This is a genomic window from Achromobacter spanius (genome assembly GCF_003994415.1).
In the GTDB taxonomy this organism is placed as follows: Bacteria; Pseudomonadota; Gammaproteobacteria; order Burkholderiales; family Burkholderiaceae_B; genus Achromobacter; species Achromobacter spanius_C.
The window spans coordinates 684,118-709,148 of record NZ_CP034689.1 but is presented as its reverse complement, the minus strand read 5'-3'; the positions used below and the strand labels follow the sequence as shown (position 1 = coordinate 709,148).

Here is a 25,031-nt window from a genome sequence, read left to right as displayed (position 1 = left end):
GTTTGCTGTGCTGATGGCGAGAGCTCGATGGCCCTTTACGCCTTCAGCAGTTCACGGGCGATGATCAACTTCTGCACTTCGGTGGCGCCTTCGTAGATACGCAGCGCTCTGATTTCCCTGTAAAGCTTCTCCACCGGCATCCCCGACACCACGCCCGCGCCGCCAAACATCTGCAAGGCGCGGTCGATCACGGTCTGCGCCGATTCAGTGGCCGTCATCTTGGCCATCGCGGCTTCGCGCGTGGTGCGCAGCTTTTGCACGTCGCGCATCCACGCGGCGCGATACGTCAGCAGCGCCGACGCGTCGATGGCGGTTGCCATGTCGCCCAGCGCCGCTTGCGTCAGTTGCAGGTCGGCCAGCGTCTGGCCGAACATGCGGCGCGACTTGGCGCGCGCCAGGCCTTCATCCAGCGCGCGGCGGGCGAACCCCAGCGCGGCTGCCGCCACCGAAGCGCGGAAAATATCCAGCGTCATCATGGCCAGCTTGAAGCCCTGGCCCGCATCGCCCAGGCGATGCGAGGCCGGGATGCGGCAGTTGTCGAAGGTGATGGTGGCCAGCGGATGCGGGGCGATCAGTTCGATGCGTTCACTGACCTCGAAGCCCGGAGTGTCGGCATCCACCACGAAGGCGCTGATGCCGCGCGCGCCCGGCGCTTCGCCGGTGCGGGCGAAGACGACGTAGAAGTCCGCGATGCCGCCGTTGGAAATCCAGGTCTTGGCGCCGTTCAGCACGTAATGCTCGCCGTCCAGCTTGGCCTCGCAGGCGAGCGCGGCCACGTCCGAGCCCGCGTCGGGTTCAGACAGCGCGAAGGCGGCGATGGCTTCGCCGCGCGCCACACGCGGCAGGTAGTGCTGGCGCAGTTCGTCAGAGCCCATCAAGGAGATGGCGCCGCTGCCCAAGCCCTGCATGGCGAAAGCAAAGTCCGCCAGGCCTTCGTGGCGGGCGAAGGTTTCACGCAGGATGCAGACGGCGCGGGAATCGACTTCCGGCAAGGCGCCGCCCCAGGCGCCGCCCGGGCCACCCGCCACCGCGTAGCGCAGCCAGCCGGCCTGGCCCATGGCCTTGACCAGTTTCTTGCAGGCCGCGTCGGCGTCGTGATGGTCGACATCCCCCAAGGACGCTTCGCACCAGGCGTCGACGTCGTGCGCCAGCTTGCGGTGCGCGTCGTCAAAAAAGGGCCAGTCCAACCAGCTTGCGTCACGCATCATCAGTTCCCCTCGAAGACGGGCTTTTGCTTGGCCACGAAGGCCTCGTAAGCGCGGTGGAAATCGCGCGTCTGCATGCAGATGGCCTGGGCCTCGGCTTCGGCCTCGATGGCCTCGTCCACGCCCATGTTCCATTCCTGATGCAGCAGCTTCTTGGTGACGCCGTGCGCGAAGGTGGGGCCGGCGGCCAGTTGCGCGGCCAGCGTCTGCGCGGCTTCGGCCAAGGTGGCGGAATCGTGCAGCGCGTTGAAGAAACCCCAGCTTGCGCCTTCGTCAGCCGTCATGGCGCGGCCGGTGTACAGCAGTTCAGAGGCGCGCCCCTGGCCGATCATGCGCGGCAGCAAGGTGCAGGCGCCCATGTCGGCGCCGGCCAGGCCCACGCGGGTAAACAGGAAGGCGGTGCGCGCGGCGGGCGTGCCCAGCCGCATGTCGGCGGCCAGCGCCACCATGGCGCCCGCGCCCGCGCACACGCCGTCCACCGCCGCCACGATGGGCTGCGGGCAGGCGCGCATGGCCTTGACCAGATCGCCCGTCATGCGGGTGAAGTCCAGCAGTTCGGGCATGCTCATCTTGGTCAGCGGGCCAATGATTTCATGCACATCACCGCCCGAGCAGAAGTTGCCGCCCGCGCCCGTCACCACCACCACCTTGACGTCGGTGGCATACACCAGCGAGCGGAACAGGTCGCGCAGTTCGGCGTAGGAATCGAACGTCAACGGGTTCTTGCGTTCGGGCCGATTCAGCGTGACCGTGCCGATCTTGCCGTCGGCCGACACCTCCCACAGGAACGTCTTGGCCTGATAGCCGGCCAGCGGGCGCTTGTGGTGCTTCATGGTGTGCTCTTCGGACTGGGTGCTCATGGTGTCTCCGTTCTTTATCCAGGGGTTGATGGGGCGCCGGGCTTAGCCGGTCATCACTTCGCCGCCGTCCACGGCGATCGCCTGCCCATTGACCGAGGCAGATGCCGGCAGCGCCAGCCAGGCCACGGTCTCGGCCACTTCGTCGGGCTGCACCAGGCGGCCCTGGGGGTTGCGCTCGGCCAGTTTGGCGCGGGCGGCGTCCGGCGTCATGCCGGTTTTTTCCACGATGTTGGCAACCGCGCCGCGCACGATGTCGGTTTCGGTATAGCCGGGGCAGACGGCGTTCACGGTCACGCCCTTTTGCGCGGTTTCCAGCGCCAGCGAACGGGTCAGCCCGATCACGCCGTGCTTGGCGGCGCAGTAAGCGCTTACATAGCCGTAGCCGATCAGGCCGGCGGTGCTGGCCACGTTGATGACGCGGCCCCACTTGGCTTGCAGCATGCCGGGCAGCGCGGCCTGGATGCAGTGAAACGTGCCGGTCAGGTTGACGGCAATCATCTGGTGCCAGAGCGCGGCGTCGGTGCGGTCAAAGCGTTGGCTGACGGCCTGGCCGGCGTTGTTCACCAGCACCAGCACCGGGCCAAATTCGGCTTCGGCCTGGGCAAAGGCGGTACGCACCGAGGCTTCGTCCGCGATGTCGGCGCTGACGGCCTGCACCTGCCCCAGGCTGGCCAGGCTGTCGGCGGCGGCATCCAGCGCCGCGCCATCGCGGCCCAGCAGCGTGACACGCGCGCCGCGCGCCAGCAGCGCCCGCGCGCTGGCCAGCCCGATGCCGCGCGCACCGCCCGTCACCAGCGCGTGGCGACCGGCCAGGGGTTGCGCAAGACTCGTCATTTGATGTCCAGTTGCGCCATGGCGGCGGCGCGTTCGAAGTTGGTTTCCAGTTGGCGCTTGCCCGCGAAATACTGGCTGGGCCAGGCGATGTCACGGTAGCCCACGCGGGCGGCTTCGCGCAGCGTCCAGGACGCGTCGGCCAGGTGGGGACGCGCCAGGGCGCAGAGGTCGGCGCGGCCCGACGCGATGATGCCGTTGGCGTGGTCAGCTTCGAAGATGGCGCCCACCGCAATGGTGGGGATGCCCGCTTCGTTGCGCACGCGGTCGGCGAACGGGGTCTGGAACATGCGGCCGTAGACGGGCTTTTCTTCCTTGCTGACCTGGCCGGACGAGCAGTCGATCATGTCGGCGCCGGCGGCCTTGAAGTAGCGCGCGATGTCCACCGCGTCATCAGCGGTGATGCCGCCTTCGACCCAGTCGCTGGCGGAGATCCGCACCGACATGGGCTTGTCTTCGGGCCAGACGGCGCGCACGGCCTTGAACACTTCCAGCGGATAGCGCAGGCGGTTTTCCAGGCTGCCGCCGTATTCGTCGTCACGGTGGTTGGTCAGCGGCGAGATGAAGCTGGACAGCAGGTAGCCGTGGGCGCAGTGCAGTTCAAGCCAATCAAAACCGGCCTGCTCGGCGCGGCGGGCGGCGGCAACGAAGTTGTCGCGCGCGTCATCCATGTCGGCGCGCGTCATGGCGCGCGGCGTTTGCGACACGCCTTCGATGTACGGCAAGGCGGACGCCGACAACAGCGGCCAATTGCCCTCGGCCAAGGGGTGATCGATTTTCTGCCAGCCCAGTTGCGTGGAGCCCTTGCGGCCGGCATGGCCAAGCTGCACGCCGATGCGGGCGTCGCTATTGCCATGCACAAAATCCACGATGCGGGCAAACGCCTGCGTCTGCTCGTCGTTCCACAAGCCCGGGCAGCCCGGGGTGATGCGGCCGTCCGGCGACACGCAGGTCATTTCCACCATGACCAGGCCGGCGCCGCCCATGGCGCGCGCACCCAGGTGCACCAGGTGGAAGTCGCCCGGCACGCCGTCGGTGCAGGAATACATGGCCATGGGCGACACCAGAATGCGGTTCTTCAAGCGCACGCCGCGCGCCTGATACGGCGTCAGCATGGGGATGGCGGGACGCTGGCCGGCGGCTGCCGGTGCGCCGGCGCGTTCGGCGATCCAACGCTCAAAGCCTTCCAGCCAGGCCGGGTCACGCAAGCGCAGGTTTTCGTGCGAGATGCGCTGCGAGCGGGTCAGCAGGGAATAGGCGAATTGCTCGGGTTCCAGTTCGGCGTAACGCTCGACGTTTTCGAACCACTCGGTGGAGTTGCGGGCGGCGTTCTGAATCTTCAGGACCTCGACGCTACGCACTTCCTCGTAGTGCTTCAGGCCCGCTTCAACGCTGCCTTCGGCGCCGCTCAGGCAGCGCGCGAGTTCGATGGAGTCTTCAAGCGCCAATTTGGTGCCGGAGCCGATGGAGAAGTGCGCGGTGTGCGCGGCATCGCCCATCAGCACGACAGGCACGCGGCGCTGGCCGCGCGCCGTGTCCAGCGTGTTCCAGTGCACCCAGGTGTTGCAGATGACGCGCGGGAAACGAATCCAGATGGCGGACCCGCGCAGGTGCGTGGCGTTGCTGATCAGCGCATTGCCGTCCAGCCAGGGCGCGAACAGTTTTTCGCAGTAGGCGATGCCGTCTTCCTGGCTCATCTGTTCGATGCCGGCAGCCTGCCAGGTTTCCTCGGGCGTTTCGACGATGAAGGTCGACATGCCGTCTTCGTAGCGGTAGGCATGCGCCTGGAACCAGCCGTGTTCGGTCTGGACGAAGGCGAAGGTGAAGGCGTCGAACACCTTCTTCGTGCCCAGCCAGACAAAGCGGCAGCGGCGCTGGTCGATGTCGGGGTGGAAGGTGTCGGCGTAGCGGGTGCGGACCTGGCTGTTGATACCGTCGGAGGCAATGACGAGGTCGGCGTCGTATTCGCGGGCGATGGCCTGGTCGTCCTGGACGAAGTTTTCAAACACCAGCTTCACGCCCACGTCTTCGCAACGCGCCTGCAGAATGTTCAGCAGCTTCTTGCGGCCAATGCCGATAAAGCCGTGGCCGCTGCTGCGGATGCTGCGGCCCTTGAAGTGGATGTCGATGTCATCCCAATGGTTGAACGCGTCGCCAATGGTCTGAGCGGAAACGGGGTCTGCCTCGCGCAGGTTCTGCATGGTGGCGTCGGAGAACACCACGCCCCATCCAAAAGTGTCATACGGACGATTGCGTTCGATGACGGTGACGTCGTTGGCGGGGTTCTGCAGTTTCATGAGCAGACCGAAATACAGGCCGGCGGGACCGCCGCCGATGCAGACTATTTTCATTGCCGTAACGCTCCGAGGTACGCGACAGTCGCTCATTTATCGGGAGCGAGGCGCCGCGGATATTTAGGTCTGGATAGTTTAGGCTTGAAATATATACCTGAAGCAAGGGGTTCGCAAATGGGGGAAAGCTATTAGGTGGGATTGAAATGGGGGACGCTTTGGTGGCGGGGAAGAGATGGGTTACGTGCGCTGGGCGCCGCCATTCGCGGGGAGGCCTTCCCGCACTTCACCCATCCTACGTAGGATGGGTGTGGCGCGCACACATGAAGAGAAGAACAACGCCCTCAATCGCGCGAACCCATCAGCGGTGCCCCAACCCGAGACAACGTCCGACGCGGCCCGTAGGATGGGTGCGGCGCGCACACATGAAGAGAAGAACAACAGCCCCCAGCGCGCAAACCCATCAGCGGTGCCCCGCCCCGAGACAACGTGTGACGCGGCCCGTAGGATGGGTGTGGTGCGCACAGATGAACAGAAGAACAACAGCCCCCAGCGCGCAAACCCATCAGCGGTGCCCCGCCCCGAGACACCGTGTGACGCGGCCCGTAGGATGGGTGCGGCGCGCACACATGAAGAGAAGAACAACGCCCTCCAGCGCGCGAACCCATCAGCGGTGCCCCGCCCCGAGACAACGTCCGACGCGGCCCGTAGGATGGGTGCGGCGCGCACACATGAAGAGAAGAACAACAGCCCCCAGCGCGCGAACCCATCAGCGGTGCCCCGCCCCGAGACAACGCGCGACGCGGCCACGTAGGATGGGTGTGGCGCGCACAGATGAACAGAAGAACAACAGCCCCCAGCGCGCAAACCCATCAGCGGTGCCCCGCCCCGAGACACCGTGTGACGCGGCCCCGTAGGATGGGTGTGGCGCGCACAGATGAACAGAAGAACAACGCCCTCCAGCGCGCGAACCCATCAGCGGCGCCTCAACCCGAGACAACGTCCGACGCGGCCCGTAGGATGGGTGTGGCGCGCACACATGAAGAGAAGAACAACAGCCCCCAGCGCGCAAACCCATCAGCGGTGCCCCGCCCCAAGACAACGTCCGACGCGGCCCCGTAGGATGGGTGTGGCGCGCACACATGAAGAGAAGAACAACAGCCCCAGCGCGCGAACCCATCAGCAGCGCCCCAACCCAAGACATACCGTCAGCGGAGATGGGTTACGTGCGATCGGCTTCTGCGTTCGCGGGGCCGCCTTCGCGCCCTTCACCCATCCTACGAGACGTATTCCTACCTGCCCCGCAGCCACTCCTCCAGTTCCTCCGCCGGCAACGGCGGTGAAAACAGGAACCCCTGCCCCGCCGCGCAGCCCTGCTCGATCAAGAACCTGCGCTGCTCCTCATTCTCGACCCCTTCCGCCACCACCGGCAGGCTCAGGCTTTCCCCGATCCTTATGACGGCGCTGGTCAGCGCCCGCGCCGCATCGTCGCTTTCCAGGCCCTGCACGAAACTGCGGTCCAGTTTCAACTCATCCACGATCAAGCGCCGCAAGTGCCCCAGGCTGGAATACCCCGTGCCGAAGTCATCCATCGACAGCCGCACCCCCAGCCGATGCAGCTCGGCAATGGTGCGCAGCGTGCCGGCCGTGGCGTCCAGCACCACGCCTTCGGTGATCTCCAGCATCAGATCCGCCGGCAGCAAGCCGAACTCGGCCAGGGTCGCCGCGATCATGCGTGGCAGGTTAAGGTTGTGGAAATTCGTCGCCGACAAGTTCACCGACACCGACGGCACCCGCAACCCGTTGTGGCGCCAGATCGCCAGTTGCGAACACGCCTCGCGCAGCGCCCAGTCGCCCAGGTCGCCGATCAGGCCGCATTCCTCGGCCAGCGGCACGAAGCGCGCCGGCGAAATGTCGCCCAGCGTGGGATGACGCCAGCGGGCCAGCGCCTCCACCCCATACAGGCTGCCGTTCTTCAAGCCCACCTGCGGCTGATAGTGCAAACGCAGCGCCTTGGCTTCCAGCGCATCGCGCAGCGCCGCTTCCAGGGCCAGGCGTTCTTGCGCCTGGCGGTTCATTTCGGCGCTGAAGAACGAAATGCGGTTGCGGCCCGCCGTCTTGGCCTGGTACATGGCCATGTCCGCGTGGCGCAACAGGGTATCCATGTCGCGCCCGTTTTCCGGGAACACGCTGATGCCGATGCTGACCGACGGGTTCAGTGTGATGCCGCCCACCGAGAACGGCTGGGCCAATGCCACCAGCACGTGCTCGGCGGCCGCGGTCAGACGGCCATGTTCAAAGTCCGGCATCAGCATCACGAACTCGTCGCCTGACAGGCGGCCGACGATGTCCGACGCGCGCGCCAGGCGGCGCAGGCGTTGCGCCACATCGCGCAGCAGCGCATCGCCCACGGGATGACCCAGCGTGTCGTTGACCTGCTTGAAACGATCCAGGTCCAGGAACAGCACCGCCACCCGCTTGCGATCAGGCTCGGCGCGCGCAATCGCCTGCTCGGCTTGCGCCAGCAGCAGGTTGCGGTTCGGCAGGCCTGTCAGCTCGTCATAGAACGCCAACTGGCGGATGCGGGCGCGCGCCTCCTCGCGTTCCAGCGCCAGCGCGCACAGGTACACGCACACGTCGACCAGGCGATGATGGAAATCATCAGGCAGGCGGCGTTCGCGGAAATAGAAGCCGAAGGTGCCGATCACGCGGCCATCGCTGGACTTGATGGGCGACGACCAGCACGCCTTGATGTCGTCCGGCAAGGGCAGATGGCGGTACTCGTCCCACAGCGGATCGGTGGCGATGTCCGGCACGATGACCGGGCGGCCCAGAAACGCCGACGTGCCGCAGGCGCCCACTTGCGGGCCGATCTTCACGCCGTCCAACGCGTTCGAATAAGCATCCGGCATGCTGGGCGCGGCCAGGTGTCGCAAATGGCCGGTGTCATCCACGCGCAAAACCGTGGCGGCCACTTCGGGCGCCAGGCGCTCGACCTCGCGGCACACCATGTTCATGACCTCAACCACCGAGGCCTCGTTGACCATGGCCTGCAGCACGCGGCGCTGTAGCACCTCATGCACCTTGGTGGGCGTGATGTCGGTCAGCACGTCAACGATATTGACGAGCGTGCCACGGTCGTCAAAAACCGAATTGGCCATGACCGACACCCACAGCGGCTTGCCGCAGCGGTCATAGACCAGCACATCCTTGTGGAAGCCTTCGCGGCAGGCAATGCGGCGGTCCAGCTCTTCGCGGGTGCCGCCGTCAGGGCGGCCGCCGGCAAGCAACTCGCCCAGTTCCTGATGCAGCGCGTCACCGCGCGCAAAGCCCAGCATGCGCTGGAATCCATCGTTCACGTAGACGATGCGGCCGTCAGACCCGGATACCGCGACCGCGTTGCCAGTTTCGTTGATGCCCAGCAGCAGCAGGCGGATCTCTTCCTGGCGTTCGGCGTCGGCGATGGATTTGCGAGACACGACCGACACGCGGGCGGTCACACCGTCATCGCCTGCCATGGGCAGATAGGTGGCTTCGATCCACAGGCTGGCGCCGTCTTGCGCGCGGTAGCGGCAGGTGCCCGAAAAGTGTTCACCACGACGCAGGCGGGCCCACACTTCCTCGCCACTGGCGATGCCCTTGCCTTCGTCCATGCTGTCGCACAGCATGTCATGGCGTAGCCGCAAGGCCTCCTCAAGGGTGTAGCCCATGGCGGCCAGGAAATTGGCGTTGGCGTTCAACAGCACGCCGTCCGCATCGAAATCAAACAGCAACAGCGTCCGGTCCATCGACGCCAGGTAATTGTCGGCCTGCCACGCGGCGCCCTGGGGGCCCGCGCTTGAAACGCTTGCTTGAGTGTCAAGCATAAGGGGCTCCATACCGGAATACAGCTGTTCCGGTTTCATTCAGCGCTTGGGAAAACCAAGGGCGACACGATCGCGTCCGTCCTGCTTGGCCAGATACAGCGCCTGGTCAGCGCGGCTCAGCGTTTCCGAGAAGGTTTCACCCAACTGGTGATGCGCCATGCCAATGCTGACCGTCAGCCTCAATACGTCGTTTTCGCCCGCCGCCACCACCAGCCCGCGCACGGCGCCAACCAGTCGGTCCATCACGCCCTGGGCGGCTTCGGGTTGGGTGTTGGGCAGCATCACCAGAAATTCCTCGCCGCCCCAACGGCCGCACATATCGTATTCACGCAGGCTTTCGCCCAGCACGCCCGCCAGTTCGACCAGGGCGCGGTCGCCCGTTTCGTGGCCGTAACGGTCATTGACCGCCTTGAAGTGGTCCACATCCAGCATGGCCACCACAAAGCTCTCTCCGCTGCGCGCGGCGCGCTCGACTTCCTGCTTGATCATGTCCATCAGTGCGCGTCGGTTAAGCAAGCCGGTCAGCGGATCGCGGCTGGACGTTTCCGCAAGCGCCGTGTTCAGGTCGCGCATCATGTTCTGGTAGTGGTCGGAGATGCGCGCAATGCGCGTCAAGCGCCGCAGTTGGCGCTCGAACTGGTCGCACAGGCCCAGCTCTCGCTCGTGCGCCATGGATTGATAGGCGTCCGACAACTGGGTGATGCGCTGAATCCGCGCCATCTGGTCCGCCGTATGCCGCCACAGCGCCTCGAGCGCTTCGCGCAGCGGGTGTCCGGCATGAGCGGGGTCAGCCAGCAGCTCAGTGATGCGGCGATCCAGGTCGGCGGCGCCCGGCTTCATTCGCGGCCAACCACCGAGAACGGAAAGGTGCAGTCTTCCTTGAATTCCTCGGCCAGCTCGCCGACCCGTTCATTGCGCTTGTCGTAGAACCAGGTGACGCTGACTTCGCGACCTTTGCAATGGGCCGCTTCGAGCTGGTCAAAGATGTCCATGACGGACTTGATGCTGCTGGTGTTGAGATACAGCAGCTCCAGTTCCAGGCTCAGCGGCGCGGCCGAACCCAGCAGATAGGCTTCGACCCATTCAATGACCGGGCCGAACAGTTCAAAGGAATTCTCGGGATAGGAGTCGCCGCGCATCGCCAGCACGCCGGCGGCGACGTCGGCGGTGATGGCGGGCGTGGACTGCGTCCCGGGAATGTTCAGGTCTTTCATCAGATACTCCGAAAATAATTCTTTGATGCGCGCGGAGCCTTCAGATCACAACGCTCAGGCTGAAGAACGCCTTGCCTTCGTGCGCGGTGGGCGTCAGGCTGGCTTCCAGCGGAGCGCCGGCGCGCCGCGCAATATCGATCAAACCCAAGCCCGCGCCCGAGGCAACGCCCTGGGCGCGCGGCTTGTGCAACTGTGTCTTGTATTCGGCCTTCAACGCCGCCTTGTCCAGCGCGGCCAGTTCGCGGATGCGGGCGACCAGCGCGTGGCCATCGTCGGACTTGACCAGGTTGCCCGCCGAAACCACGTAGCGGCTTTCGTCGCGGCGGCCGATAACGACCGTGGCGCTGGCCTCGGCATCGCCATTGGCGGCGGCGTACTGGCGGATGTTCTGGATCATTTCGATATAGACCGAAAAGACGTCCATGGCTTCCGCGGGGCGCGCATGTTCCGCATTCAGGTAATTCTTGAGCGCGTTGCCGATTTCTTCGATCAGGCTGCGGGAGATCGGCCCGTTAAAGCAGAGCAGGGTGCGGTTCTGGTTGAACCGTTCACCCAGCGCGTAGAGATCGGAGGCATTCATAGGGGTTACCACCCTGATAACAATTATTCGAAACGGAAAGACAACAGGGTGATGTCGTCACGTTGCGGACGGCCCCCCTGGTATTCGGCCAGCGCCTGCGAAAACGCGGCGGCCTGTTCAGTTAACGGCCGGCGCGCGTGTCTCTTGAGCATTTCCGCAAAACGGGTATTGCCGAATCCAAAGCCGTGCTCGCCGCCCGCCTGGTCCAGGAAACCGTCGGTGGCCAGGTAATACGTCCAGCCAGACTCCAATTGCACGTCGATGTTTTCGTAGCGGCCGACCCGCTTGTCACCCAGCGCGCGCTTGCCGCCAGGTATTTCACGCAAGGTCTCGCCATCGCTGGCATACAGGCTGATCTTGGCGCCCGCATAGCGCAGGCGCTTGGATTGGCGGTCAATATATACCAGGCCCGCGTCGGTATTGGTGGCCAGCGCGCGTGGCAATTGCGCATCCGCAAGCATGGCGCGAATGGCGCCGTCGGTACGGGTCAGGACGCCGGCGGGATCGGCGGGGCCGACCTCGGTGATCGCCAGATCAATGGCGGCGCGCGCCAGCATGGTCATCAGCGCGCCGGGCACGCCGTGGCCCGCGCAGTCCATGATGCCCAGCAAGCAGTTGGCGCCGTCGGAGCGGAACACGTAGAAGTCACCGCCCACCACATCGCGCGGCTTCCACAGCACGAAATGGTGCGCGCCCAGCGACTGCGTCAGTTGGCGGTCGGGCAGAATGGCGCGTTGGATCAGGCTGGCGTAATCGATGGAGTCGCCAATTTTCTTGTGCGCGGCGGCCATGGCGCGGTTGGCGTCTTCCAGCGCCGAGGTGCGTTCGCGCACCTTGGTTTCCAGTTCGGCCGTGTGCTGGCGGACCTTGTCGGCCATGACGCCGAAGGCGCGGCTCAGGTCGCCAATTTCGTCCTGGCCGCCCGGCGGCAGGCGCACGTCGTAGCTGCCGTCCGCAATGGCGCGGGCTGATTGCTGCAGGCGGCGCAAGGGGCGCAGCATCAGGCGTTCAATGGCGTAGCCGAAGCACAGCAGCATCGCGGCAAACAACACCACCAGGCCAATAGCCGCCGGCCACAGCCAGCCGGTGTCCAGCACGCGCGCGGCGCCCAGGTCCACCATCGTCAGGACGTGCCAGTGCAGCTCGGGCATATACGCCACCGCCACCAATTGGCGCGTGCCGTCCATGCTGACCCACGCTGTCTGCACCGATTGCGGGTCGGCTTGCGCCGCGTGCATGGCCGAGCGCAGTTCGTCCTGCCCAGGCCCGGCGTCCAACAGGTTGAACACACGCCCGCGATCCGCCGCACCACCGCCCGCGCCGGAGTTGTAGGCGATCAACGAGGCGTCCATGTGCGCCTGGATGGCGCCGTCTTCGTCCACGATGATGGGGGTGACGCCGGGCTGGCCGCTGTTGACGAATTCCCGCAGGAAGCCGCCCACGTCCAGACCCGCGCCGGTCAGCCCCACCACCTTGTTGCCGTCGCGCACCTGGACGTTGATCCACACTTTGGTGGTCTTCAGCTTCAGGTCGGGGTTGACGTTGATGTTGTATTTGGCCGGCGATTTCAACGACGCGTAGAACCAGCCGTCGTCAGCCGCGTTGGGGCTGAGCGTGTAGCGCGGCGCTTCGGACAGCGGCTTGTCGTCGTTGAAGTAGTAGTTTCCGGTGGCGGCGCTGGCGATGAAGTAGGCGCGCCCGAGCAGGTCGCGCCGGTAGCCATCGGCTTCGCGAAAGAACAATTCGCGCGCGGCCGGGTCGCTTTCATCGCGCAACCAGCGGCGGGTGACTTCGCTGTCGGCCAGGCGCAAGGACAAGGCCAGTTCGCGGGACACCGGCGCCAGAATGCGTTGCCGGTTCAACTGCGTGAAGTTGTCGGCAAAGGCGCGTCCGAAGTGGTCCCTGACCCCATCCAGCACCATCCAACCGATTACCGCCGCGGGCGCCAGGGCGACCACGCACGCCAACAACAGCGCCATTAATGATTTTTTGCGCAAACCCCATTTCGCCATGCGAAGTCTTCCTGACAGCTTGATAAGACGTACTTGCGTAACGTGCGTGCCCGCTCGGTAGGCACGCGATGGGCCTGGCGGGACAAGTGTAGAGAACAGCCGGGGCAATTGAAACAGGTGCAAACATCAGGATGCGGGCTAGACACCCTGTGTTTCAACGCAGCAATGAAAATGGCGGTTTATTGCGATTTATATCTAGTTTTTCTTTCGCTCACCCGCGTGTTTTGCGGCTTTATTGCTACACGCCCAGATAGCGTTCCCACAGGCCGCGGTCGGCATCCAAGGCCTTGGAGTCACCCGTCCAGACAACCTTGCCGCGTTCCAGGATGACGTGCTGGTCGGCCAGGCTCAGCAATCTTTCAACATATTTATCGATGACCAGAATGGTCTGGCCCGCTTGGCGCAGGCGCGCCAGGCAAGCCCAGATTTCTTCGCGGATCTTGGGCGCCAGGCCTTCAGTGGCTTCGTCCAGGATCAGCAGGCGCGGGTTGGTGACCAAGGCGCGGCCGATGGCCAGCATCTGCTGCTCGCCACCTGACAACTGGTTGCCCATGTTGCGGGCGCGTTCGCGCAGGCGCGGAAACAGATCGAACACGCGATCTGGCGTCCAGGGTTCACCAATGCCGGGGTTGCGTGCCGCGGTAAACGCCGTCAGGTGTTCGCGCACCGTCAGGTTGGGGAAACACTGCCGCCCTTCCGGCACGATGGCCACGCCAGCGCGGGCAATGCGGTCGGAGCTCCAGCCGCTGATGTCCTGATCCGCGAAATGGATCTTGCCGCCACGTAGCGGTAGTTGCCCGAACAACGTGCGCAGCAGCGTGGTCTTGCCCATGCCGTTCCTGCCCAGCAATGTCACCACCTGGCCGGCGCCAATCTGCAGGTCCACACCAAACAGCACCTGGCTGGCGCCGTAGCCGCTTTCGGCGGATTCGATGGTGAGCATCATGCGGTCTCCTCGTCGCCCAGGTAGGCTTGCCGCACTTCCGGATTGGCGCGGATTTCGTCAGGGGTGCCGGTGGCGATGACACGGCCATACACCAGCACCGACAGGCGGTCGGCCAGGCGGAACACCGCCTGCATGTCGTGTTCGACCAGCAGCATGGCGGCGCGGCCACGCAGGGTTTCGATCAGTTCGGTCAGACGCACAGTTTCGTCCGGCCCCATGCCGGCCATGGGTTCGTCCAGCAGCAGCACGCTGGGGCGCGCGGCCAGGGCCAGCGCGAACTCCACCTTGCGCTGCTCGCCGTGCGGCAAGGTGCCGGCCGGGCGTTCCAGCAGGCTGGCGTCGATGGCGCATTCCCGCGCCAGTTCGCGCGCCTGCTCGTACAGCGCGGTCTGGGCCGTGCGCGGCGACCAGAAGCGGAAGCTGCTGCCCGCGTGCGCCTGCACCGCCAGCACCAGGTTGTCCAACACGTTGGACTGCTTGAAGATGTTGGTGATCTGGTAGGACCGCGACAGCCCGGCCGCCACGCGCTGGTGCGCGTTCATGCTGGTGACGTCGCGCCCGCCCACGGTCAGCGTGCCGGAGTCCGCCGCCAGCGTGCCCGACAGCAGATGGATCAGCGTGGACTTGCCGGCGCCGTTAGGGCCGATCAGGGCGTGAATTTCACCCGGGTTCAGGGTTAGCGACACGTTGTCGGTCGCGACCAGGGCGCCAAAGCGGCGTACCAGGCCGGTGGCCTGCAAGGCCGGCACGCCCGAGTTGTTGTTGGTGTTGGATGCCAAGCTCATGATCCCACCTTGCCGGATTGGGCCACGGCGCGTCCGCCGAACATCGGGCCGAACAGGCCGACCAGACCGCGCGGCGCGCCAAACACCACGCACAGCAACAGCACGCCCAGGGGCAGGTGCCAGTATTCGGTCCACATGCGCAGCACTTCTTCCAGCGTCAGCATCACCACCGCGCCGGCCACACCGCCCCAACGCAGGCCGATGCCGCCCACCAGCACCATGATCAGCAGGTTGGCCGACTGGGTCCATTGCATCAGGTTGGGCGAGACGAACAGGTTGTGGTTGGCCAGCAGCGCACCTGCCAGGCCCGCCGCGGCGCCACTAAGCGTGAAGGCAACGAGCTTGATGCGGTAGACCGGATAGCCCATGGCTTCCATGCGCGATTCGTTTTCGCGGATGCCCTGCAAGGCGGTACCGAAACGCGAGGACACCACGCGGCTGAACACCCACATCAACACCGCGAACAGCACCAGCACCAGGTAGTAGAAGCTGACGTCGTTGGCCAGGTCGATGCCGGGCAGCGTGGAATAGCCGGGCAGGTTCAGCCCGTCTTCCCCGCCGTATTGGCGCAGCGAAATGAAGATGTAGTACAGCATCTGCGCGAACGCCAGGGTGATCATGATGAAGTACACGCCACGGGTGCGCAGCGAAATCGCGCCCGTGATTGCCGCCAGCACGCCCGCCAGCACCATGGCCACCGGCCAGACGATCAGCGCCGATGTGATGCCCGACATGGCCAGAATGCCCACGGCGTACGCGCCCGCGCCGAAGAAGGCCGCGTGCCCCAGCGCCACCATGCCGCCATAGCCCAGGATCAGGTTCAGGCTGGTCGCGGCCAGTGCGTAGATCAGCACGCGGCGCACGAAGGAAATATAGAAGTCCAGGTCCAGCGCCGGGGCCACCAGCGGGAACGCCGCCAGCGCCAGCAGCAGGATTACGGTCCAGATTGTGCTTTTCATCATCAACCCCGCGCCGGAAACAGGCCAGAGGGCCGGAACACCAGCACAGCCGCCATCAATACGTAAATGGCGATGGCGGCCAGCGTCGGGCCGACGCTGGAAGCCACGGCCGGCGAAAAGATCTGGCGCAGCAGCATGGGCAGAAAGGCGCGCCCGGCGGTGTCCACCATGCCCACCAGCAAGGCGCCCACAAAGGCGCCCCGGATGGAGCCGATGCCGCCGATGACGATGCACACCAGCACCAGGATCAAAATATCTTCGCCCATGCCAAGCTGCACGGCGGTGATCGGCCCCAGCAGCGCCCCGGCTACGGCGGCCAGCATGGCGCCCAGCACGAACACGCCCAGGAACAGCAGCGGCACGCGCACGCCCATCAGCGTGGCCATCTGGCGGTTGGACGCGCCGGCCCGCACCAGCACGCCGGCACGGGTGCGGGTCACGAACCAGTACAGGCCCGCGGCGGCGGCCACGCCGAACACAATGATCATCAAGCGATAGGCGGGATACAGCAGGTCGGGCATCAGGCGCACGGGTCCTGACAGCATGGCCGGCATGTTCAGCATGACCGGGGCAGGCCCCCAGATCATCTTGACCAGGTCATTGGCAATAAGAATGACGGCGTAGGTGCCCAGCACCTGCGCCAGGTGGTCGCGCAGCGCCAGGCGGCGGATCAGCGTCAGTTCCAGCACCACGCCGACCAGGCCGGTGGCGACGGCCGCCACCAGAACGGCGGCGGTGAATGAACCTGTGCGCTGCATGGTTTCGGCGGCGACATAGGCGCCGGCCATGTAGAGCGAGCCGTGAGCCAGATTCATGATGTCCATGATGCCGAAAACCAGGGTCAGCCCGGCCGCAATCAAAAACAACATCAACCCAAACTGCAGACCGTTCAGCAATTGCTCGACGATCAGCGTAAACGTCATGAACACTTCCCCCTGCCGCGTACCTTGCGAGCGGTGCGCGTGCGATTCAAACCTACATTGGACGGCGGCCCGCGCCGGCCGCGTCCGGCATTACCGGAAAACACGGCGGGCGCGAGCTTGGGCGTCTTACCTCAGAGCTTGCACTCGCCGACGTAGACGTCCTGGTACTTGTCGAACACCTTGCCCACCAGCTTGTTGGTGATGCGGCCGCTGCCGTCCTTGTCGACGACGCGCAGGTAGTAGGCCTGGATCGGATAGTGGTTCTTGCCGTAGGTGAACTTGCCGCGCACCGAGGGGTAGTCGGCCTTTTCCAGCGCGGCGATGACGGCCGCGCGGTCCGAGGCCTTGCCGCCGGCCTGCTTGACGGCGGCGTCCATGGCCATGATGACGTCATAGGCCTGGGCAGCGTACACCGACGGGTAGCGGCCGTTGTATTCCTTGCGGAAGGCGTCCACGAACGTCTTGTTTTGCGGCACGTCCAGGTCATGCGCCCACTGTGCCGTGTTGTACATGCCCAGCATGGGTTCGCCCACGGCCTGGATCACGTCTTCGTCGGCCGAGAAGCCCGGGCCGATCAGCTTGACGCTTTGCGACAGGCCCGCCGACACGAACTGCTTGACGAAGTTGATGCCCATGCCGCCCGGCAGGAAGATGTAGACCGCGTCCGGCTTGGCGGCGCGGATCTGCGCGATTTCGGCGGCGTAGTCGATCTGGCCCAGCTTGGTGTAGACCTCGTCGCCCGGGGCGATCTTGTAGCCGCGCTTGAAGCCCGTCAGCGCGTCCTTGCCGGCCGGGTAGTCGGGCGCCATGATGAACATTTTCTTGAAGCCGCGGTCGGCGGCAACCTTGCCGGCCGCTTCGTGGAAGGCGTCGTTCTGGTAGGACGTGCCGAACCAGTAGTTATTGCATTGGGCGCCGGCAAATTGGCTGGGGCCGGGGTTGTTCGACAGGTACGGAATCTTGGCGGCGAACAGCGCGGGGCCCACGGCCAGCGCCACGTTCGAACCAATCGGGCCCGTGAAGAAATCGATTTTTTCGCGCTGGATGTAGCGCGTGACCAACTGGCGGGCCTGGTCCGGGTTGCCGCCCATGTCGGTCTGAACGAATTCGGCGGGCTGACCGCCCAGCTTGCTGCCCAGTTGCTTGATGGCCAGGTTGAAGCCGTCACGCGCTTCGGCGCCCAGCGCCGAGAACGGGCCGGAAATGTCGTTGGCGATGCCGACCTTGACGGCGTCAGCCATGGCTACGGCCGGCACCAGTGCGGCGGCGGCGATAAGGGAAGTGATCAAACGCATGGTGGTGTGCTCCGTGCGCGAGCCCGCGCAGAGGGTGTTCTTATTGAGGGTGCGATTCGAATGACTTCTATGCCCGGCCTGCCGGCGCCAGTGCGCCGCCGTCAAACACGTGCTTGCAAGCCTGAGCTTGCCGCCCCACCATCCCCCTTGTGCTGCACAGGGAAAGCTGGCGCGGTTCATAGTTTAGGTTTAAAGTATTCTTCAAAACAAGACTAGGGTTTTTACCAGCCCTGGGTTTACACCAGCCCTTCCATCAACGAAGACCGTATCGACGAAACGCCTGGTACGACGCTCGCGCGACAGTACCCGACATCTCGCCGAACCTCAAGAAAACGCCGATGACTGACGCTCCTGATCTCGAATCCCGCGCCGCGCCCGACGACCACCACGCGCTGCGGTTATGGCTGCGCATGCTCACCTGCGCCAATCTCATCGAAGGCGAAATCCGCAGCCGCCTGCGTAACGAATTCGACACTACCCTGCCCCGCTTCGACCTGATGGCGCAACTGCAACGCGCGCCCAAGGGCATGAAAATGGGCGAGCTGTCGCGCCACATGATGGTGACCAACGGCAATATCACCGGCATTACCGACCAGCTTGAAAAAGAGGGGCTGGTGGTGCGCACCAAGGTGGAATCCGACCGCCGCAGTTCGCTGATCAAGCTGACGCCCCAGGGCAAGAAGAGCTTTGCGCGCATGGCGCGCGCGCACGAGGCCTGGGTCAAATCCATGTTTGGTGAAATGCCGGAGTCCACCCGCAATGCGCTGTTCCAGGCGCTGGGCGAACTCAAGCTGCAAGTGGTGGCCACCCGCTCGGAATCCGCCAAGACCTGACCTCGCCGCACCTTGCCGCCAGGGCTGAAAACCGCATGCGGATTGGCGCATAATTGCCGCCATGATTCCGGTTTCTCTTCCTGGCGGTAATTTCTACGTGCTGATGGTGGCCTCGCTGGCCTGCCTGGCTACCTTGCTGACCTGGCTGGCGGTGCTGGCCACCACGCCCAGCGCGCGGCACTGGCTGGGCGACCACCGGCGCGCTGGCACGATCCTGATGACCATTCTGACGCTGGTGGGCGCCATTTTTCCTTATCAGCAGCTCAGCGTGTGGTTCACCGCGCAGCGTGACGCCCAGGCCGACGCCGGCCGCAAGACGACGCTGACCGAGCCCACGCGGCTGGCCGGCGTGGACATGCCCGCCGGCACCGTGCTCAGCCTGACGCAGCCAGGCGACTTGGCCTCATTCGACCGCGCCGTCTTCCCCGACACCCAGCCCGCCGCCATCGACGGTCTTGCCGCCACCCGCCTGTTCCGCTACGCCGCCACCGCCAAGCAACCCGAAACCCTGTCGGTGGAAATCGCCCGCGACCAGGCGCAGGAAGGCTGGCTGTGCGCGCATGGGCACCGGCTTGAATTCGTCTTGCAAGGCGGCAAGCCCCGGTTTGCCAGTTGCCACCTGGCCGTGGGTAACACGCTGGACCAGCAAGCGGTGCCGCCCGGCGCCTGGCTGAAGGTGGACGAGTCCGCGCGCGGCACGGCCCCGGACGCCAGCGCTGGCGCGCCGCGCTGGCTGCTGCGCACCGAAGGCAGCGACGCGATGGACTTGCGCCAACTGCCCTTGCTGAAGGTGGACATGCGGCTGGACGGCCAGCGCCGCCTGCTGGGTTTTGAAGGCCTGCTGGCCCGCGACACCACGCTGGGCCCCATGACCTACCCGCCCGGCACCCGCGTGCTGACCGCCAACCCCCGCCTGCCCGGCGCCCAGCCCGGCGACCTGCTGTTTTCGCCATCGCGCGGCCGCTCGGCGCGACGCGACGGCGGCGAAGACGTGGCGGCCGGCAGTTCGGTGCTGCAAGCGCCCGACGGCACGGTGCGCAGCGTGCTCAGCAACCGCGAGGCCGGGGTGCTGGACGTGGCCGCCATGCGCATGGCCCCCTGAGCCGTCCCCTGAAAAATCGCTGCTCCAAAGCGGTGGGATAATACTGAGCTTTCCCCCGCGCGCCGCCTAGCCTGGCGGCGATTTTGTCCTGCCTACTCATAGAGACGAAGTCATGGCCGTTAATTTGCAGATCCCCTCCGAGTCCGAAATTTTTCCTGTTGCCGGTGTTGAAATCGGCGTCACCGAGGCCGGCATCCGCAAAGCCAACCGACGTGACCTGACCGTGTTCCGCCTGGCCGAAGGCACCAGCGTGGCGGGTGTGTTCACCCGCAACCGTTTCTGCGCCGCGCCGGTGCAGGTTTGCCAGGCTCACCTGGCCGCCGGCGGCCCGATCAGCGCGCTGGTCATCAACACCGGCAACGCCAACGCGGGCACGGGCGAAGAAGGCCTGAAGAAAGCGCGCGACACCTGCGACGCGCTGGGTAAGTTGCTGGGCGTGCCGGCCGCGCAGATTCTGCCGTTTTCCACTGGCGTCATTCTGGAACCCCTGCCGCTGGACCGCCTGGTCGCCGGCCTGCCGGGCGCCATCGCCAACCTGGGCGCCGACCACTGGTCCAGCGCCGCCCACGGCATCATGACGACGGACACGCTGCCGAAGATTTCTTCGGCCAAGGTACAGATCGACGGCAAGACCGTTACCTTCACCGGCATCAGCAAGGGCGCGGGCATGATCCGCCCGAACATGGCCACGATGCTCAGCTTTTTGGCCACCGATGCCGGCATCGCCCAGCCGCTGTTGCGGAAGCTGGCGGTGGAAATCGCCGATGCTTCGTTCAACCGCATCACGGTTGACGGCGACACGTCCACGAACGATTCCTTCATCATCGCCGCCACCGGCAAGTCGGGCGTGAACGTCAACAGCGAGTCCGACGCCGCCTACGCCGCCGTGCGCGAGGCGCTGACCGCCGCCGCGCTGGAATTGGCCACGAAGATCGTGCGCGACGCCGAAGGCGCCACCAAGTTCATGACGATCCGCGTAGAAGAAGCGGGCACCACGGAAGAAGCGCTGAAGGTGGCGTATGCGGTGGCGCATTCCCCGCTGGTCAAGACCGCGTTCTTTGCCTCGGACCCCAACCTGGGCCGCATCCTGGCGGCGGTGGGCTACGCGGGTATCGACGATCTGGACGTGTCGAACATTCGCCTGTGGCTGGACGATGTGCTGGTGGCGAAAGACGGCGGCCGCAATCCGGATTACCAGGAAGCCGACGGCCAGCGCGTGATGAAGCAGGCCGAGATCCAGGTGCGCATCGCGCTGGGCCGCGGCACGGTGGCGGACACGGTGTACACCTGCGATTTTTCGCATGAGTATGTATCGATCAACGCGGATTACCGTTCGTAAATTGATGGGGCGCGAGCCATTTATTTGGTGAGGTGCCCGCGATATAGGTTGATGGGTTGCGCGCGATCTTAGGCGGTGTTCCTCTTGAAGCGATCGCGCGCTTCACCCATCCTACGCCGGGACAACCGTCGTACGACGGGACGACCATCGGACGGTGGGACGATCATCGTACGGTTGGACAACCATCGCACGGTTGGAAGACCATCGAACGATTGGACAACCATCGAACGGTTGGACGACCATCGAACGGTGGGACGATCATCGTACGGTTGGACGACCATCGAACGATTGGACGACCATCGAACGATTGGACAACCATCGCACGGTTGGACGACCATCGAACGATTGGACAACCATCGCACGGTTGGACGACCATCGAACGATTGGACGACCATCGAACGATTGGACGACCATCGCACGATTGGACAACCATCGAACGATTGGACGACCATCGCACGATTGGACAACCATCGCACGGTTGGACAACCATCGAACGATTGGACAACATCGCACGGTTGGACGACCATCGAACGATTGGACAACCATCGTACGATTGGACAACCATCGCACGGTTGGACAAACATCGCACGGTCGGACGACCATCGAACGATTGGACAACCATCGCACGGTTGGACGACCATCGAACGATTGGACAACCATCGAACGATCGGACGACCATCGTACGATTGGACAACCATCGCACGGTTGGACGACCATCGTACGGTTGGACAACCATCGCACGGTTGGATGACCATCGAACGATTGGACAACCATCCCAAGGTTGGACGACCATCGAACGATTGGACGGCCATCGCACGGTTGGACGACCATCGTAGGATGGGTGCCGCGCGGCAGGCTGCCGCCAAAAACACAAGCGCCAAACGCGCAAACCCATCAAGCAGCGCCCGAACTCCAACCAAAATCATCCACAGCACAACCGCGACCCACAACAACCGCCCCCACGCCACCCAAGGATGCAGACGTGACCGCAACCGAATTTTCCACCCTGATCCAGCGCGCCGAGCGTGTGCTGGCGCAGCTTGAGGCCTTTCTTCCGCCCGCCACGCCCGAGATCGACTGGAGCGCGCATGCTTTCCGTTGGCGCAAGCGTGGCTCGCGCGGCTGGCTGGACGCGGTGCGCCACGTCGCGCGCATCGACATGCAAGACCTTCAGCACATCGAGCGCCAGAAAGCCACCATCGACCGCAATACCCTGCAGTTCCTTGAGAACAAGCCCGCCAACAACGTGCTCATGACCGGCGCGCGAGGCACCGGCAAAAGCTCCTTGGTCAAGGCCATGCTGGCGGCCTATGGCGAGCGTGGCCTGCGCCTGATCGAAGTCGACAAATCCGACCTGGGCGACCTGCCCGACATCGTTGAACTGGTCGCCGCGCGCCCCGAACGCTTCATCGTGTTCTGCGACGACCTGTCGTTCGAAGAAGGCGAACCCGGCTACAAGGCGCTGAAGTCCGTGCTGGACGGTTCCGTGTCGGCCTCGGGCGACAACGTGCTGATCTACGCCACGTCCAACCGGCGCCACCTGATGCCGGAATACATGAGCGAAAACCTGCAAGCCAAACATCAGCCCGATGGCGAAATCCATCCGGGCGAGACCGTCGAGGAAAAGATCTCGCTGTCGGAACGCTTTGGCCTGTGGCTGTCGTTCTACCCCTTCAAGCAGGACGACTATCTGGACATCGTCTACCACTGGCTGCGCGAGCTGGGATGCCCCGAAGCGCATATCGAGCCGTCGCGCACCGAGGCGCTGCAATGGACCATCGAACGCGGCTCGCGTTCGGGCCGGGTGGCTTATCAGTTCGCGCGTGATTGGGCGGCCCGCCATGTCTGAGAAGATCGTTGACGTTGCCGCCGGTTTGATCCTGCGCCCCGACGGCATGCTGCTGCTGGGCCAGCGGCCCGAAGGCAAGCCGTGGTCGGGCTGGTGGGAATTGCCGGGCGGCAAGCTGGAGCCGGGCGAAACCGTGCTGGAAGCGCTGGCCCGCGAACTGCACGAAGAGCTGGGCATCCGCGTGACGCAGTCGCGGCCGTGGGTGACCTATGTGCACGTGTATCCGCACACCACCGTGCGCCTGGCGTTCTGCCACGTGACCGCCTGGGAAGGCGAGCCGCAAGGGCTTGAGAACCAGCGCCTGGAATGGGTGGCCCCCGCCAACGCAGCGTCGGTCGGCGATCTCTTGCCCGCCACGCTGCCCCCCTTGCGCTGGCTGCAACTGCCCACTACCTACGGCATCAGTTCGATCGGCTCGCGCGCGGGCGTGGCCGCGTTCCTGGGCCGTCTGGACGCGGCACTGGCGCGCGGCGTGAAGCTGGTGCAGTTTCGTGAACCGCAATGGCCGGACGGCGCAAACGCAAGCTCGCTGCACGAGGTCTTGCAGCAGGTGATCAAGCGTTGCCACGCCGCCGGTGCGCGCGTGCTCGTCAATAGCGCACACCCCGCCGCATGGTGGAAGGAAGCCGACGGCGTGCATTTGCGCACGGCGGATGCGGGCCGCCTGCACGCGCGGCCCGAACTGCCGGCCGGCGCGCTCGTCGGCGTGTCCGCGCACGATAATGCGCAGGTGGTCCACGCCCGCGAACTCGGCGCCGACTTCGCGGTGCTGGGTCCGGTGCTGGACACGCCCAGCCACCCCGGCGCGGCCACGCTGGGTTGGGAAGGCTTTGTTGCCGGCAACCGTGATGCGGGCATCCCCGTGTTCGCGTTGGGCGGCCAGTCGACCACGACCGTGTCGCACGCGCTGCGCCATGGCGCGCACGGCATCGCCGGCATTCGTGGCGTGATCTGACACGCACCTTATCGTCTGTCGGCTGCATCAAGACGCCGCGTTCCGTGCTTGCCACGGCGCGGCGTTTTTACATTCCGATTGCGCTTCGATTGCGCTTGGTTGCGTTCCGATTGTCCGTCGCTCGCGTACCCCTTCCCTTCGGCTGCATTGCCCATGCGCCGTCGCCGCATTGCCCCTAGGGAAACTCCCCCCTTGCTGCCCTCTGGCCGAAAGCAATACCTTGGAGCCCTTAATGTGACCACGTAGTCACATGACATCTGAACCGCAGTCGCTGCACCCTCTCTTTGTCGTCGTCCCTACAACAAGGAAGTCCAGCATGGACGCATTCTTGCCGAGCAATCCGACCCTTCATTGCCGCGTACGCCAAGGCGTGCGAATGTCGCCTATCTGGGCAGCGAAGTCTGGCAAGATGGCAGGCGTATCGGCCATACCGTCAGCGAACTCATTGCCGACCTGGCTGACGGGCGAGTGACCGGCGTGCCGGCCCCCGCCCGCTCCCTCATCCTCATGAAGGAATAGGCCATGTCCCGCCGCGAAAATACCGAACGACTGATCTTGCAAGCGCTGGAAGCCCAGATTCTGGAAACCGGCATGGGCGGGGTGGGCATCAACGCCATCGCCAAGCGCGCAGGGGTCAGCAAAGAGCTTATCTACCGCTACTTCGACGGCATGCCGGGCCTGATGCTGGCCTGGATGCAGGAACAGGATTTCTGGACACGCAACCCCGGGTTGCTGGCGGAAGATGAGTCCAGCCAGCGCACGCCCGGAGAACTGGTGCTGTCCATGCTGCGCGCGCAGATCGACGCGCTGGCCGGCAATGAAACCCTGCGCGAAGTGCGCCGCTGGGAACTGATAGAACGCAACGAGGTGTCGGCCCCCCTGGCCGAACGGCGTGAACGCGCGGCGCGCGGCTTCATCGACCGCGTGGACGGCCTGGCGCCCGACGTGGACATGCCCGCGATGGTCAGCGTGATGCTGGCCGGCGTGCTGTACCTGATGCTGCGCGGCAAAACCGAATCCCACTTCCTGGGCGTGCCGCTGCGCACGCCCGAAGGCTGGGAGCGCATCAGCGGTGCGCTGGAACACCTGGTGGCGCATGGCTTTCCAGACCCCTTGAATACCGAATCCCTTGCCACCCTGGAGGCGCGGCGCGGCAAACCGCCAGCCGCCGATCCCCCAACCTGAG

Annotated in this window: 21 protein-coding genes; 7 read left to right on the top strand and 14 right to left on the bottom strand. The window is 65.0% G+C overall.

Annotation, left to right across the window (positions count from 1 at the left end; all coding sequences use genetic code 11):
- Nucleotides 1-35: 35 nt before the first annotated feature.
- The 14 genes from ELS24_RS03120 to ELS24_RS03055 form a co-directional block, all read right to left on the bottom strand.
- Nucleotides 36-1,205, bottom strand: coding sequence for an acyl-CoA dehydrogenase family protein (locus ELS24_RS03120; RefSeq protein WP_050447166.1), 1,170 nt, complete (start codon nt 1,203-1,205; stop codon nt 36-38).
- Between the two features lie 2 nt (nt 1,206-1,207).
- The gene (locus ELS24_RS03115) at nt 1,208-2,065 is read right to left on the bottom strand and encodes an enoyl-CoA hydratase family protein (RefSeq protein WP_127183374.1); all 858 of its coding nucleotides are present in this window, start codon (nt 2,063-2,065) and stop codon (nt 1,208-1,210) included.
- 42 nt (nt 2,066-2,107) lie between these two features.
- Nucleotides 2,108-2,899, bottom strand: coding sequence for an SDR family NAD(P)-dependent oxidoreductase (locus ELS24_RS03110; protein ID WP_127183373.1), 792 nt, complete (start codon nt 2,897-2,899; stop codon nt 2,108-2,110).
- On the bottom strand, nt 2,896-5,247 hold the full coding sequence (locus ELS24_RS03105; protein ID WP_127183372.1) for a bifunctional salicylyl-CoA 5-hydroxylase/oxidoreductase: 2,352 nt from the start codon (nt 5,245-5,247) through the stop codon (nt 2,896-2,898). Before ELS24_RS03105 ends, ELS24_RS03110 begins: the two co-directional genes overlap by 4 nt.
- 1,232 nt (nt 5,248-6,479) lie before the next feature.
- Nucleotides 6,480-9,053 (bottom strand): sensor domain-containing protein, encoded by a 2,574-nt coding sequence (locus ELS24_RS03100; RefSeq protein ID WP_230694853.1) that lies wholly within the window; start codon nt 9,051-9,053, stop codon nt 6,480-6,482.
- Between the two features lie 39 nt (nt 9,054-9,092).
- Nucleotides 9,093-9,893 carry a biofilm regulation diguanylate cyclase SiaD gene (gene siaD / locus ELS24_RS03095; protein ID WP_050447053.1) on the bottom strand — a complete coding sequence of 267 codons (801 nt, stop codon included), beginning with the start codon at nt 9,891-9,893 and terminating at the stop codon, nt 9,093-9,095.
- Nucleotides 9,890-10,267, bottom strand: coding sequence for a biofilm regulation phosphoprotein SiaC (siaC, locus tag ELS24_RS03090; RefSeq protein WP_050447052.1), 378 nt, complete (start codon nt 10,265-10,267; stop codon nt 9,890-9,892). Before siaC ends, siaD begins: the two co-directional genes overlap by 4 nt.
- Before the next feature lie 40 nt (nt 10,268-10,307).
- Nucleotides 10,308-10,847, bottom strand: a complete 540-nt coding sequence (gene siaB, locus ELS24_RS03085) for a biofilm regulation protein kinase SiaB (RefSeq protein WP_050447051.1) — start codon at nt 10,845-10,847, stop codon at nt 10,308-10,310.
- 23 nt (nt 10,848-10,870) lie between these two features.
- Nucleotides 10,871-12,859 carry a biofilm regulation protein phosphatase SiaA gene (gene siaA / locus ELS24_RS03080; protein WP_205736954.1) on the bottom strand — a complete coding sequence of 663 codons (1,989 nt, stop codon included), beginning with the start codon at nt 12,857-12,859 and terminating at the stop codon, nt 10,871-10,873.
- A gap of 238 nt (nt 12,860-13,097) precedes the next feature.
- The gene (locus ELS24_RS03075; RefSeq protein ID WP_050447165.1) at nt 13,098-13,802 is read right to left on the bottom strand and encodes an ABC transporter ATP-binding protein; all 705 of its coding nucleotides are present in this window, start codon (nt 13,800-13,802) and stop codon (nt 13,098-13,100) included.
- Nucleotides 13,802-14,590 (bottom strand): ABC transporter ATP-binding protein, encoded by a 789-nt coding sequence (locus ELS24_RS03070; protein WP_050447049.1) that lies wholly within the window; start codon nt 14,588-14,590, stop codon nt 13,802-13,804. Before ELS24_RS03070 ends, ELS24_RS03075 begins: the two co-directional genes overlap by 1 nt.
- A complete protein-coding gene (locus ELS24_RS03065; RefSeq protein ID WP_050447048.1) occupies nt 14,587-15,552 on the bottom strand; it encodes a branched-chain amino acid ABC transporter permease in 966 nt (321 codons plus the stop codon). The genes ELS24_RS03070 and ELS24_RS03065 overlap by 4 nt, the downstream gene beginning before the upstream one ends.
- Nucleotides 15,552-16,472, bottom strand: coding sequence for a branched-chain amino acid ABC transporter permease (locus tag ELS24_RS03060; protein ID WP_050447047.1), 921 nt, complete (start codon nt 16,470-16,472; stop codon nt 15,552-15,554). The genes ELS24_RS03065 and ELS24_RS03060 overlap by 1 nt, the downstream gene beginning before the upstream one ends.
- A 131-nt stretch (nt 16,473-16,603) precedes the next feature.
- Nucleotides 16,604-17,767 carry an ABC transporter substrate-binding protein gene (locus ELS24_RS03055; protein WP_050447046.1) on the bottom strand — a complete coding sequence of 388 codons (1,164 nt, stop codon included), beginning with the start codon at nt 17,765-17,767 and terminating at the stop codon, nt 16,604-16,606.
- A gap of 338 nt (nt 17,768-18,105) precedes the next feature.
- Here ELS24_RS03055 and ELS24_RS03050 point away from each other — a divergent pair, with 338 nt between their 5' ends.
- From ELS24_RS03050 to ELS24_RS03020, 7 genes are all read left to right on the top strand, one after another.
- Complete coding sequence (locus ELS24_RS03050) at nt 18,106-18,600, top strand: MarR family winged helix-turn-helix transcriptional regulator (protein ID WP_050447045.1); 495 nt, start codon at nt 18,106-18,108, stop codon at nt 18,598-18,600.
- 61 nt (nt 18,601-18,661) lie between these two features.
- The gene (locus ELS24_RS03045) at nt 18,662-19,702 is read left to right on the top strand and encodes a hypothetical protein (protein ID WP_127183371.1); all 1,041 of its coding nucleotides are present in this window, start codon (nt 18,662-18,664) and stop codon (nt 19,700-19,702) included.
- A 112-nt stretch (nt 19,703-19,814) separates the two neighbouring features.
- On the top strand, nt 19,815-21,041 hold the full coding sequence (gene argJ / locus ELS24_RS03040; RefSeq protein ID WP_050447043.1) for a bifunctional glutamate N-acetyltransferase/amino-acid acetyltransferase ArgJ: 1,227 nt from the start codon (nt 19,815-19,817) through the stop codon (nt 21,039-21,041).
- A gap of 982 nt (nt 21,042-22,023) precedes the next feature.
- On the top strand, nt 22,024-22,890 hold the full coding sequence (locus tag ELS24_RS03035) for an ATP-binding protein (RefSeq protein ID WP_127183370.1): 867 nt from the start codon (nt 22,024-22,026) through the stop codon (nt 22,888-22,890).
- Nucleotides 22,883-23,845 (top strand): Nudix family hydrolase, encoded by a 963-nt coding sequence (locus tag ELS24_RS03030; RefSeq protein WP_127183369.1) that lies wholly within the window; start codon nt 22,883-22,885, stop codon nt 23,843-23,845. Before ELS24_RS03035 ends, ELS24_RS03030 begins: the two co-directional genes overlap by 8 nt.
- Before the next feature lie 351 nt (nt 23,846-24,196).
- Nucleotides 24,197-24,364 carry a DUF7259 domain-containing protein gene (locus ELS24_RS31655; protein WP_428839677.1) on the top strand — a complete coding sequence of 56 codons (168 nt, stop codon included), beginning with the start codon at nt 24,197-24,199 and terminating at the stop codon, nt 24,362-24,364.
- Nucleotides 24,365-24,367: 3 nt separating this feature from the next.
- Nucleotides 24,368-25,030, top strand: coding sequence for a TetR/AcrR family transcriptional regulator (locus tag ELS24_RS03020; RefSeq protein WP_050447040.1), 663 nt, complete (start codon nt 24,368-24,370; stop codon nt 25,028-25,030).
- Nucleotide 25,031 lies beyond the last annotated feature (1 nt).